Source organism: Bacteroides sp. OM05-12 (assembly GCF_003438995.1).
Taxonomy (GTDB): Bacteria; Bacteroidota; Bacteroidia; order Bacteroidales; family Bacteroidaceae; genus Bacteroides.
The window spans coordinates 149,231-162,745 of record NZ_QSUN01000006.1 but is presented as its reverse complement, the minus strand read 5'-3'; the positions used below and the strand labels follow the sequence as shown (position 1 = coordinate 162,745).

Annotated in this window: 8 protein-coding genes; 2 read left to right on the top strand and 6 right to left on the bottom strand. The window is 42.9% G+C overall.

Annotated elements, in window-relative coordinates; genetic code table 11:
- Nucleotides 1–93 precede the first annotated feature (93 nt).
- Nucleotides 94–813, top strand: coding sequence for a WecB/TagA/CpsF family glycosyltransferase (locus DXB63_RS07900; protein ID WP_122125858.1), 720 nt, complete (start codon nucleotides 94–96; stop codon nucleotides 811–813).
- A gap of 5 nt (nucleotides 814–818) precedes the next feature.
- Here the strand turns inward: DXB63_RS07900 and DXB63_RS07895 are convergent, their stop codons facing one another.
- Nucleotides 819–2,570, bottom strand: coding sequence for a DUF4091 domain-containing protein (locus tag DXB63_RS07895; RefSeq protein WP_122125857.1), 1,752 nt, complete (start codon nucleotides 2,568–2,570; stop codon nucleotides 819–821).
- Between the two features lie 229 nt (nucleotides 2,571–2,799).
- On the opposite strand from DXB63_RS07895, the gene DXB63_RS07890 reads away from it, so the two are divergent.
- Nucleotides 2,800–5,949 carry an ATP-binding protein gene (locus tag DXB63_RS07890; RefSeq protein WP_122125856.1) on the top strand — a complete coding sequence of 1,050 codons (3,150 nt, stop codon included), beginning with the start codon at nucleotides 2,800–2,802 and terminating at the stop codon, nucleotides 5,947–5,949.
- Nucleotides 5,950–5,964: 15 nt separating this feature from the next.
- On the opposite strand, the gene DXB63_RS07885 is transcribed toward DXB63_RS07890, so the two are convergent.
- The 5 genes from DXB63_RS07885 to DXB63_RS07865 form a co-directional block, all read right to left on the bottom strand.
- Nucleotides 5,965–9,480: a family 78 glycoside hydrolase catalytic domain gene (locus tag DXB63_RS07885; RefSeq protein ID WP_122125855.1), complete on the bottom strand. Its 3,516-nt coding sequence runs from the start codon at nucleotides 9,478–9,480 to the stop codon at nucleotides 5,965–5,967.
- Between the two features lie 130 nt (nucleotides 9,481–9,610).
- Complete coding sequence (locus tag DXB63_RS07880; RefSeq protein ID WP_122125854.1) at nucleotides 9,611–10,357, bottom strand: LytTR family DNA-binding domain-containing protein; 747 nt, start codon at nucleotides 10,355–10,357, stop codon at nucleotides 9,611–9,613.
- On the bottom strand, nucleotides 10,354–11,496 hold the full coding sequence (locus tag DXB63_RS07875; protein ID WP_122125853.1) for a sensor histidine kinase: 1,143 nt from the start codon (nucleotides 11,494–11,496) through the stop codon (nucleotides 10,354–10,356). Before DXB63_RS07875 ends, DXB63_RS07880 begins: the two co-directional genes overlap by 4 nt.
- Before the next feature lie 37 nt (nucleotides 11,497–11,533).
- The gene (locus DXB63_RS07870) at nucleotides 11,534–12,754 is read right to left on the bottom strand and encodes an ABC transporter permease (protein ID WP_122125852.1); all 1,221 of its coding nucleotides are present in this window, start codon (nucleotides 12,752–12,754) and stop codon (nucleotides 11,534–11,536) included.
- Between the two features lie 14 nt (nucleotides 12,755–12,768).
- Nucleotides 12,769–13,515: an ABC transporter ATP-binding protein gene (locus DXB63_RS07865; RefSeq protein WP_122125851.1), complete on the bottom strand. Its 747-nt coding sequence runs from the start codon at nucleotides 13,513–13,515 to the stop codon at nucleotides 12,769–12,771.

The window sequence follows — 13,515 nt, the reverse complement described above, 5'->3', positions numbered from 1 at the left end:
TCACAAATGCCGCACAATTCAAAATATTCCCGATGTATGACGGTATATGTCGGGAATAAGCCGTATCTTTGTTAAGGATTAGATAATAAGATTATGATAAGATTAAAGGAGATAAAACTTCTGAAATTCAGAGAAGATTTATCGTCTCTTCCGGATACAAAATTACTTATAAATACGATTAACGCACATTCTTATAATACCGCGCGTAAGGATGCTGCCTTTGCGGAGGCATTGAAGAAAGGGGATGTCCTGATTCCTGACGGGGCAAGTATCGTGATGGCGCTGAAATGGTTGCGAGGCGAACGGATGGAACGCATTGCGGGAGCGGATTTGTTTGCTTTCGAAATGGATAAACTGAATGCCAAGGGAGGTACGTGCTTCTTTCTGGGAAGTAGCGATAAGGTACTTGAACTGATACGCCGACGTGCGGAGAAGGATTATCCGAATATTAAAATAATAACCTATTCGCCTCCTTATAAACCGGAATTTACAGCGGAGGAGAATCAAGCCATGATACGTGCCGTAAACGAGGCGCAACCGGATTTACTATGGATAGGTATGACGGCTCCCAAACAGGAAAAATGGGCTTACAGTCACCTGCCGGAGCTGGATGTAAAGGGGCATATCGGCACGATAGGTGCGGTGTTCGATTTCTATGCCGGTACGGTGAAGCGTGCCCCTCTATGGTGGCAGAAGCATAGTTTGGAGTGGCTCTACCGCTTATTGATGGAGCCCAGACGTATGTGGCGGAGGTATGTCATCGGAAACACGCTGTTTGTTTGGAATGTGACGAAAGAAAAGGTTGGCTTTTGACACTCTCATTCAAAATTATTCAGCATTCGTTTTGCCTTTCCGATAGCTTTGGCAGCCGGAACTTCTTTCAGGGTGGTTTCGTCAAATAGCTGTAATGCTTTGTCTATTTTGTCCAACTTGCGTTTGTCTCCCTTTTCGGCATATTCCTTTTTGAGCAACCGTATCTTTTCGTATGCTTGTATTCCGTCGATCAGATGCTCGAAACGCAGGGAACTTCTTCCTCCGGGATAAATCAGGTAGGTATCTCCGGCCGCCCATGTGTGGAATCGGCTGTCTTGCAGCGGATGTTTTACCCAACTGTTTAGTGCCCAACGGAGATAGCCGTCCAATCCCTCTTTTGCACTATACCATGCAAACCATTCGGTTTCGGCAGGAGGGGAGAAAGAAAATGTATTAGGGCGTGCTTCTTCGCAACTGGTATAGAAAGTAGTGACTTTGCCTGCCTGTTTTCGTTGCCGTTTCACGTCTTCGGGATATTTCATGCGGAGAGCTACGCAATAGTCGTCCAGCTCATAGACCAACTCTTTATGGTAGGCTCCGGCAAGGGAAACCTTGAAATCCTTGTCCGCCTTACGGATGATTTCCAACGTTTTCAGCATCGTTTCCATAGGACGCTCGTCCATGGATATATAGGTAATGCCGAACCATCCTTTTTGTTTGAGGTGGGCGGCGAATGATCGGAGCATGGCAAGCCACATATCTTCATATACGGCCTCTCCGGGCTGTGTACTGACAGACTGCAATGAGTTGGTAGCTTGGTCGAAATACCGGAAGGAGAGTTTCCAAGGTACCATAGAATAGCAGTTGATCTGTTTTCTGATGCCCATTTCCATCATAAATTCTACCCATTTGTCGAATACCGTGTAATCGAACATCCATGTGCCGTCGGCTTTCTTTATCCACGTTACCATGCTTTCAAAATAGTCATACGTCTGTCCGTTCCACGGCTTGTGCATGATGGAAGCGGTAATGGACTTCCCTCCCGCATCTGCATAGAGCTTCATGTGAGGACGCATATAGTCAAAGTGTTCTTTGCTCCACGGGGTGACCTGATAATACCGGGCAACGGCATAAGGATTCTGCCATAAGTCCAGATGAAAAGCCCATTCGGAAGGAGGTGGAAGGGTTCGTTGACCGACATTCACCGTTATTCCAAGTGTGGATATAACCTTTTCCCCGTCTTTTACCAGAATGGTTCCCCGGTAAGCTCCGGCTTTCACCTGACTGGGGATATGGATACTGACCCATCCTCCTTGAGTGGAGTGGGAGGGAATGAGTAGCGACGGGGTGATATGGTCTATCGGGTCTGCCACCAAGGTGGAATCGAATTTAGTAGGGTCGGGGCGTTGTCCGCATCCCCCGTTTCCGTCCTTATTCAGCTCGTCCGTCATGACATAGCGAACAAAAGCAGTGGTCAGATGCTCTTTTCCGATGCTTTCTTCTCCGTTACGTAACTCCCCAGCAGAGAAATTCAGTTCCTTGATTTCCTCACTACTCCAAATGACGAACTGTGCACATACCCGTTCTCCTTTCCAAGCGGACAGCGTGAGGTTTTTCATTATATCGACGCTTGGGGGCACTTCTTTCTTATAGCGTACATCCGTGCTTCCCCAGCTGACTTTCGGTGTATTCACTTTATCCCATTGCGTAAGGTCTGTCTGTACCGGGTTGGGTAGCTCCCGGTAACTGTCCGCTATCTGTGCGTAGATGGAAATAGTACCGGTAAAGAAAAGGACGGAGAGAAGAATGTTTTTCATATCGAAACAGTTTTGTCTGAAATTTATCCGGTAGCAAAGATAGAAAATAAAATGAGGTTAAGAGTCGAATATGATGAGCAATTCCCCCGATTCTTTCCGAATTATTTTGAAAATTATAAATAGTTGAGCTTTAAACTATCTATTGGGAATTTAAAAGATTAATTTTAGCTGAATAACAGTTATGATTTGCAATTAAATTCCTAAGTTTGCACCAATTATTGATACAAACATGAAATTGAACATCTATTACAGGACTTCCACCCTGCGACAGTGGAGCTTGCTTCTGATTGCCAGTGTTGTATTTACACTGATGGCACAGGCTCATGATAATCAGACTTTAAATATTAAAAAGGACTATTTGTTAATCATCAATACCTATACTTCGGATGCACCGTGGAGCAATGCAATCATTGAACCGGTTCAAAAATTACTTTCCAACGAACGTGGTGTTGCTACCTTTGTTGAACATCTAAATATGCTAATCATAAACGATACGGTACAATTCGATATGTTAAAGCATGCTGTTTTGGATAAATATTCCGCTAAAGCTCCGAAAGCTATATTATTATTGGGTAATCCGTCTTTATTATTAAAGGATGAACTCCGGAACCGTTGGGGAGATGTACCTTTGGTTTTGTGTGCGGAGGAGGATTATTTCGGTTCTGATATGGCTTATATTAAAAGATATCCGATTCGTCTTGAAGAGCGTGTGCCGCTTTCTACGCTTGCGGATAAGTATAATCTGACCGTTTTGCAAACAAAAATGTTTCCTCTGGACAATGTAGACTTGTTACAACGGATGATTCCCGCTATGGAAGAAGTGTTACTTATTGGTGACGGCCGTTATATGAATCAGCAACTTAATTATGATATGGAGCGTTTGATGGCACAGAAATATCCCCATCTTAAATATCGTTTTCTTTCAGCGATGGATATATCTTTAGAAGAACTGATGTCACAACTGGAAACAATTGATGTTGATTCTACCGGAGTGCTTTTTTCTTCATGGACTTGGTTATCCGATATTGCAGGAAGTACCATACTCAATGCCAATTCATACCGTGTAATTGCCAATCTTTCCGTTCCGGTCTTTGCATTGAAAAGTGCTGTTATGAAGAATAGCAGTATGATCGGTGGTTGTTTTTTCGATAGTAAGGTTTTTGAAACGCATTTGCAACAAACTATCTTATCTGTATTAGCAAATACTCCTGCCCGGGAAATTCCATTCTTTATTCCTACGGAAGCGATTCCTACTTTTAATTATCCTTCGTTGCTATTGAAAGGTTTTTCAATAAATCAATGTCCGTCCAATAGCGTCTTTTTAGACCGGCCTACTTTTTACCAACGGCATAAAGCTCCAATTATTTTCGGCGGAGTTTTGATTGTAGCATTGCTGATATTCGCTTTCCTGTTTCATCGTATCCGTACGTTGAAAACTCTGAATGAAGCGCAGCAGCGACAGTTTGAAATCAGTCGTGAATTGGCTAATCTTTTTGATAATATGCCGGTTGGCTATATGAAGGCAAAACTATTGCGTAGTTCTTCGGGAGAGATTATCGATATGGAAATATGCCAAACGAACGGGCGTTTTATAATGAATTTCGCTCAAGGTGTCGAATCGGACTGTTATCAGGCAAGTGAACTTTTCGGTGCGGATTTAAATGTATCCTTGCGTCTGGCTGAGTTGGCGGATACAGAAAAGAAAGCCATTACCTATACACAGTATTTTTCCGAATCGAATTCCTATCAGAATATTGTAGTAACTCCTGCCATGAAAGATGGTTATGTAGATGCCTATTACGTAGATGCTACAGAATTGCACCATGCTCAGCAGAAAATAGATGACACGAATCATAAACTGGCGATGGCGCTTGATGTAGCCAATATTGTACCGTGGAATTGGAATTTACGCGAACATAAGATTCTTTGCGATGTAAATCGTCCGGTAGAACTGAGTGAAACAGGGCGTAATGTTGATGAAGACAAATTGTCAGTTCCGGATATGCAATATTTTTCCAAGATATATAAGGAAGATAAGGAACGGGTTCTTGGAGCTTATAACGATCTGATAGAGGGACGTTCGGATAAAGTGCGCGAAGAGTATCGCGTCATATCACACGATGAAACCGGATACAAAATAGATTGGGTGGAAGCACAGGCAGTTGTAGAGAAACGGGATGAAGATGGTAAACCGCTTACCTTGGTTGGCTCTTCACTGGTTATTACACAACGTAAGAAGATGGAACAGGATCTTATTAATGCACGCGATAAAGCCGAGGAATCAAATCGACTAAAATCAGCATTCTTGGCCAATATGAGCCATGAAATACGTACGCCTCTGAATGCTATTGTAGGTTTTGCCAATCTGCTTAGTTCGACAGATGAAACCGAGGAACGTGAGGAGTTTGTTAAGATTATTGAGAATAATAACGAACTGCTGCTTCAGCTTATTGGTGATATTCTTGATTTATCAAAGATTGAAGCCGGTACGCTGGAATTTGTCGATGCTCCTGTAGATGTAAATACTTTGATTGAGGAAACAATTCTTTCGTTGCAATCACGGGCTGAATCAAAGAATTTGGCGATTACATTTGAAGAAAGGCTTCTTGAGTGTAATATCTTGGCAGACCGCAACCGTTTGAACCAATTACTTATTAATTTGATTACTAATTCTATCAAATTTACCGAAGAGGGTGGCATTACGATTGGATATTCATTGCAAAAAGACGGTTTGCTTCGTTTCCGGGTTACCGATACCGGATGTGGTATTGCACCGGAGAAACAAGCCGATGTTTTCACGCGTTTCGTTAAGTTAAACAGTTTTGCACAGGGCACCGGATTAGGTTTGCCTATTTGTAAAACCATTGTAAACCGAATGGGTGGAGATATCGGAGTGGAATCCGAACCGGGTAAAGGTGCTACATTCTGGTTTACAATACGGAATATCCCAGCCGAACTGAATAAAAAAAGTGTTCAGGAATACACACTTCAAACTTTGGCGAAAGACCAGATTTCAATCCTTATTGCCGAAGACAATATAAGTAATTTCAAATTGTTCGAAACAATTCTCAAGAAGGATTATCATATTCTCCATGCATGGAATGGGGAAGAAGCCGTGGAATTGTTCAAGACGCACAAGCCGAATATTGTATTGATGGATGTGAATATGCCTGTAATGGACGGATACGAAGCTACTGCTGAAATACGCAAAATATCGGCGGAAGTCCCTATTCTTGCGGTCACAGCTTATGCTTATGCATCGGATGAACAACGTATCCTTAGTCATGGATTTGACGGATACGCTGCAAAACCGATTAATCCCAATGTGTTACGGTCGAAAATTATTGATTTGCTCAGTGCAAGAGTAATGTTGCTATAAGTGCGGGACTATGGTTTATCTTTTTACTTCAAAAGAGTAATTACCGGATTGAAGGTTTAATAGTATATTGCCGTCTTTTTCACCGGCAAATGTTATTCCCACGCTTTTCTTTATCTCCTTTCCATTCTCCCGGACATCTTTTGCTGATGCAGCCGGCAGATAAAGTAGAGCGGTGGTATTGCAAGGTATGGTGAAGGTATAACGGAAAATTCCGTCTTTTACGCTCCAACTACTTTCTATGCGTCCGTACATGGAGTCATAGTAACCTTTTGCATACGTCATTTCTCCAGTAGGGTCAACTTCCGGCTTCAGTATGAAATGTTTGAAAGCTGGACTGTTCTCATCCCGTTGTATTCCTAAAGAATGGTTGTACATCCAAGCCCCTACGGCTCCGAAAGAATAGTGATTGAAGGAATTCATGTGGTTGTTTCCTCCGAATCCGTCGGTATGTGTGTAAGAGTTCAATCGTTCCCAAATAGTTGTGGCTCCCTGTTCCACAGAATACAGCCATGACGGATAGCTGGTCTGTTGCAGTAACTTATAAGCCAGTTCGGGATGACCGTTGTCAGACAGGACCTTACTTACCCATGCGGTTCCTATAAAGCCGGTCATCAATGAGTAGGGCGGACACAGTCTACCTTGATCCGTTGTATTCTCTCTAGTGATTGTTTCCACCAGATTGGCTATTGCTTTACCTTTATTCGTCTCATTGATAATATTGAATACTAACGGAAGAACATAAGAGGTCTGTATATCTATCAACTTACCTTCCTTTTCCGGCATAAAAGCAGAGCAAATGGTTTTCCCTGTTTCCGGTTGTATATAAGTATTGTTGAAGAAAGCTTTTCTTTCGTCATGCAACTTCTTGAACCACTCAGCATCCTTTGTTTTACCGAGAGCCATTGCCATTTTATTCATCAGTTCCAAATCATGGATGAAATATGCTTCCCATAACAGCGATTTATCATTTTTCTCATCTTCCAGTCCGAGCCAGTCGCCCAAGTCTCCCCATACTCTATATTGTACCAATAAATTAGTGGCCGGGTCGATGGTTTCTTTTAGGATATAGGAAATATATCGCTTCATGGCGTCATAGTGTTCTTCCAACATAGCTTTGTCTCCATACTGTTGGTAACATTCCCACGGCACTGTAATTCCGGCACTTCCCCATAGTACGCCACCGAATCCTCCTCCTAATGGAGCAATGTCGGGAAAGCGTCCGTCTGCACGCTGTATATCGCGCATTGACCGCAGGTATCTTCTTAGAAATTGTGGAACGTCAGACAAATATGTTGCCGTACGTGAAAAGACGGAAATATCTCCTGCCCATCCCAAACGTTCGTTACGTTGAGGACAATCCGTAGGGATAGACATGAAATTGGCGCAAGAAGACCATGTGATGTTCTCCCATAATTTATTTACTTTGGAGTTGGAAGTTTCATAATGGGAAGACCATCCATGAATAGAACTAAGTACGACTCCTTTCACCGCTTCTACCGGCAGTGGCTTGTCAATGCCCGTTATCTCCACGAAACGGTAGCCATGATAAGTGAAACGGGGAAGAATCGTTTCCTGACCGCCTTTGGTGATGTAAATATCTTGGGCCATGGCACCACGGATATTCTCAAGCATGATCATACCTGTATTTCCTGCATATTCCGGTAGATCAGGGTATTTTACTTCAGCGAAACGCAAGTTTATCTTTGTTCCCGGTTTCATGCCCGACAAGATAATCTTCGGTACTCCTGCCATGTTTTGCCCCATATCATAGACAAATACTCCGGGACGAACTTCTTCCACAGAAACAGCTGTTAGTTCGTTGACGGCTTTCACGGTTGAACCGAATTGTCCTGTAAGTGTAAAATTAGAATAATCATTTACGTGTGGCATATTCGCATCTCCTGACGTACTTATATTTCCTTCCAAAGGAACTTCATAAGCTTTTTTCCAATTTGCCGCATGATAGGAAGCTGTGCTCCAACCTTCTGTTTCGGCTTCTTTTGAAGCATCATACACTTCTCCCTGAAAGAAGCTGCCGTAGACGATAGGTCCTTTATTAAAGTAGGTCCAAGTAGCCGGATCGGTAACAATAACCTTTTCCTTTCCATCCGCATAAGTGATAACCAGTTTCGCCAACAGAGATTGGCGGTCTCCGAAAAAGTTCCAGTTATCTCCGGAGTAGGTAGAACTGCCGCTCCACCAACCTTCCGACAGTAAAGCCCCGAGCGCATTGTTGCCGGAATGGATATAATCTGTAACATCAAACGTCTGGTATAAATGTGTCTTATTATACTGAGTTAATCCGGGGTTGAAGTAATCGTTTCCTATTCGTTTACCGTTCAGGTAAACTTCATAGATTCCCCGTGCGGTGACGTATAGACGTGCTTTCGTTAGCTTTGTGTCGGAAGATGTGAAAACCGTTCTAAGCATCGGTGCGGACTTCTCCGGCAAAGCAAAAATTTCAGTAAATCCCGTAGTACCGCCGTTTACCCGGTAATCCCTATCTTTGATGATAGCTATCACATTAGAAGGGCTTCTATGATTGGCTATTTCCACTTTGGAGAAAGAAGCCGTTTGCCCGGCAGGAAGGCTAAAGCCAACATCTGCCAAAACCGGAAAAGTAATGAAATCACCACCTTCTCCCAAAGGATTCATATTGAGCCAAGCGGTTTCTTTTTCAGCATTATCTATGTAGATTCGTGTTATTCCATAAACAGAACGAAGGCTTATCTGATGAGAGGAATATCGGTTATCCTTATTAATCAAAGTGGGAGAGACGGCGAAACTTTTATAAGGAATGTCTTTTTTATCTTCCGGATGGTATCCTACCCGGTAGACATTCAGCATCGCTTCTTTGCCCGAAGCCAGTGGAGCAATATCCAGTTCTACTTTAATATAGGATTCGTCTTTTTTGTTTTCCAGATGATACAGATTTTTATACTTGTGCATCAAGCGTTCGTCATTGGCTCCGTAGATGAAACCTGCACGGGTACTTTGGGATGCCTCGTCCAACCGTAGCGAGAAACTTAATTTGAAAACAGGAAAATAAGGGGAATATAATAGCAGATCTTCGTCTCCTCCGCCAATCCATTTTGCATTACTCCAACCTTGATAGGCATGGTCACGACTCATCAATCCGGTTTCAAACCAAGACGTACCTGAAAATTGCTCTTCATTTTGGTTCCAGATATTTACTGTCCATGAATAACGGGTAGTGGGTTGCAGAGGAGCACCGCTATATTCGATGTTTAATGAAAGGTCACTCTTTGTCTTTCCGCTATCCCATACCAATTGGCCTTTTTCATCGGAAACAGTAATCTGAAAGGCCGACTGTGAATTTCCTCTTTCATGGTTGGAGGATTCCATTTGCCAACTGAAACGGGGTTGCTCTACATCGATGCCCAATGGGGTTTCGGCATATTCGACTTTCATATTCTTGACCAAAAACGAATTATCAACAGCGTGTAATCTTATTGAGCAGGAAAAGCATACCAGAATAGTTAGTAATGCGAGAATCTTTTTGTTTTTCATATAGTAGTAATTTCTGTAAAATAGAAATAGTTTATCTGATTATCGCATACAAAGTTACGATTTATTTTCAGAAACGATAACTTTTACAGAAAAAATGAAAAACAGCCTTATACTGTTGGATACAAGTCGGTCAGAGGCTTCTCTTATTCAAATATTCCTGAAATTCTTTCTTGTAACTGTCACTGATAGGGATATATACTTTACCGAAAACAATCCGGTTGCGGTCTATTACCTTTATTTTATCCTTGTGCACGATGAAAGAACGGTGTACCCGCATGAAATGATTGGCAGGAAGCAGTTCCTCCATGGATTTCAGGCTCATCAGGCTCAAGACGGGCTTTGGTTGGTCTTCTGCATATATCTTGAGGTAATCTTTTAAACCTTCGATATAGAGAATATTATCTATTTTTATCTGTATCAGCTTGTAGTCGCTTTTGACGTAGATACTGTCTATTTCATTTTCTTGTGCAGATGGTGTAGTGACTTCTTCAGATGAACCGGCATTTGGTGTACGTGTCAGTCCGAACCATTGCAAAGCCTTGTTGGCTGCTTCCAGAAAGTCTGCATAACTGATAGGCTTTAATAAATAATCGAGCGCATTAACACGGTATCCGTCTACGGCATACTGGCTGAAAGCAGTGGTAAAGATAATGCGTGTACGTTTGTCTACCATTCTGGAGAACTCCATACCATTGAGCTCCGGCATTTGTATATCGAGAAATAAGAGATTTATTTCCTTATCCGACAACTCTTTCATCGCCTGCACGGCACTGGAATATTTTCCAACCAATTCAAGGAAAGGAGTCTTCTTTACGTAACTTTCCAATAATCCTAAAGCAAAGGGTTCGTCGTCTACTATTGCGCAAGTGAGTTTCATGATTCTATAATTTTTTGAGTGGAGATAACAAGCATTGATTCATACGTTTGATTGTCGGCCGACACATCACGTTGCCAGATATACTGTCCGGCATAGAGCAGTTCCAGGCGTTTGCGTACTTGTTCCAGTCCGATACCGCTTCCGCTTTTGTCCGCATCGGATTTCGGATGGTAACTGTTGACGATACGGCAAATGACCGTACCTTCTTTCCGTTCCTCCAATGTAATGTCTATAAAACTCGGTTCAGTGGCAGACGTCCCATGTTTAAAGGCATTCTCTATGAGAGAAATAAAAATCAACGGGGCTATCATCGTATTACTGCCTGTGATAAGATTAAAAGAAGACTTGACCGTGACATTATCGTTCAAACGTATTTTCATCAATTCGATGTAATTGCGGATAAATTCAGCCTCCCGTGAAAGAGGTACGTATATTTCCTGATTCTCATAAAGCACATAACGAAGTAATTTACTCAGTTCTTGTACCGCTTTTTGGGCTTTGTCCGTATCAAAAGCGATAAGAGCATAAATATTGTTCAGCGTATTGAGTAAGAAATGAGGATTCAACTGATTTTTCAGATTCTTCAATTCCGCTTCCGTCTTGCTCTTTTCCAATTCTCTCCGGGATGCTTCGGCTTCATACCAACGCCTTGTCATCTTGATGGATACGGCAAGACCGACGGTAAGTATCAGCGAAAGCATATCCCGTAAGATAAACAAAGCAACCATACGTGCATGGAAATAAGGCTCTTTTTCCCGTTCACGAAATTCATGAGGTATACGAGGCTTCTGTTTTTCTTTGGGCTGCATGAAAGCAGACGTTTGCTGCTGTTCCTGCCGTCTGTGAGCTTCATTCTTGATATGAATACCTCCGCAGATGGCAATAATAATGACTGCATTCAGTAAGATGAAAGTTCTGGTCTGCTGTTTACGAAACAAGTATTTATCTATCAGGTAAAGGTAATTGAGATAAAAGATCGCCATAAACGATAGTGGCACAGGCAGGCGTCTCAAGTATTCCGACCAGTTGAGCGTACTGCTTCCCCAATCCATGAGGATGGGAAAGAACAAGAACAGTGCCCATACGATAATATGTATAAGCAGATAAATAGAACGACGGCTTCTGACGCTTGTTTTCATGGATACAAATTTAGTTATTTAATTTTAGAATTCTCAACTATTCATATCTAATAGCTTCTATCGGATCAAGATCGGCAGCTTTCTTTGCCGGATACCATCCAAAGAATACTCCTGTAACCGTACATACGGCGAAGGATAAGAATACGCTCCATGGCTGGATATAAATAGGCCAATGCGCTATACTCTTGACTACCCAGCTGGCACCGCATCCGATAATGACACCGATGATACCTCCGGTAATGCTAATCATGATAGCTTCAATCAGGAATTGCGATAGAATATCCACGCCTCTTGCACCGACACTCATACGCAAACCTATCTCGCGGGTACGTTCGGTGACGCTGACATACATAATGTTCATAATACCTATACCGCCTACTATCAAGGATATGCCGGCTATACACGCCAGTAGGGTGGTCATGAGATCGGTAGTGGAGTTAAGCATCGTGCTTAGTTCCTGCTGACTGCGGATGGTGAAATCGTCCTCGTCCGTATCTTTCAGTTTGTGTTCCCGTCGGAGGATGGTGGTGATCTCATCCGTGGCATAGTCTGTCATGTCCTCAGAAAGAGCAGAGGCGAAAATGCCTTGCAGGTAGGTCACGGCAAGCAAACGTTTCATGACAGTGGTATAAGGAGCGAGGACTACATCATCCTGATCCTGCCCCATTGAATTGTAACCTTTCGATTTGAGTACTCCTATTACCCGGAAAGGGATTTTGTTGAAACGAATCACTTTACCTATCGGGTCGCTACCATCGGGGAACAAATTATCTGCAATGGTTTTACCGATTATACATACTTTGGCGGAACTTTGAATGTCTGCCGCAGTGAACATACTTCCGCTCTCCACCTTTAATTGGCGTATCTCAAGATATTCCAGTCCTACACCGTTGACGGAAGAAGGGTAATTATTGTTTCCGGAAACAAATTGTCCGGATGAAGATACATTGGGACTGATGGCGGCAAGGAAATTGCTTTCATCACGCAACTTCTCATAATTCTCCAATTTGAGCGTTTGCATCTCCGAAGCATCTCTGCGAACTCCTCCACGCATATCACCTCCCGGATGTATCATAATCATATTGGAACCCATCTCGGCAATTTGCGTTTGTATGCTCTTCTTGGAACCTTGTCCGATGGCAAGCATTGTGATAACCGAAGCCACACCGATAATGATACCCAGCATGGTGAGGAAAGCACGTAATTTATTATTAGCCAACGCCCGGAGTGCTATTTTAAATAAGTTTGTTCCGTTCATATTTATGGTTTTCTTTAATCTTCGTCATTTTTAGGTAATGCGGCAAGTGCGTCAGTGGCAGAAAGAATATGATCGTTGGTCACATCTTCCATCACGTGTCCGTCACGCAGGCGGATGGTACGACTGCTATATTGCGATATCTCCGGATTGTGCGTCACGAAGATAATGGTACGTCCCTCTGCGTGCAGCTTTTGGAACAGTACCAATATCTCGAATGACGTACATGTATCAAGGTTTCCGGTTGCTTCGTCTGCCAATATTACTGCCGGGTTGTTGACCAATGCACGGGCAATCGCTACACGTTGCATCTGTCCGCCGGACATCTGGTTGGATTTATGTTCCAGTCTGTCACCCAAACTTACCGCTTGTAGAGCCTCGATAGCACGTTTGCGTCGTTCGGATGCACTGACGCTCGGATTATACATTAATGGTAGCTCTACATTCTCTACGGCAGTTGTCTTAGGCAGCAGGTTGTAATTCTGAAATACAAACCCTATCTTGCGGTTGCGCAATATGGCCCGGGCGGACTTGCTCATGGTACGTACGGAAATTCCGTCGAGCAGGTATTCACCGCTGGTAGGGGTATCCAGACAACCTAATGTATTCAGCAGCGTAGACTTCCCCGAACCGGATGTACCCATAATCGTAACGAATTCACCTTCGTCGATGGTGAAAGAGATACCTCGTAAGGCACGTACCGTTTCTTCTCCCACCTGAAAGTCCCGTTTTATATTTTGTAATTCAATTACTTTCTTGCCCAT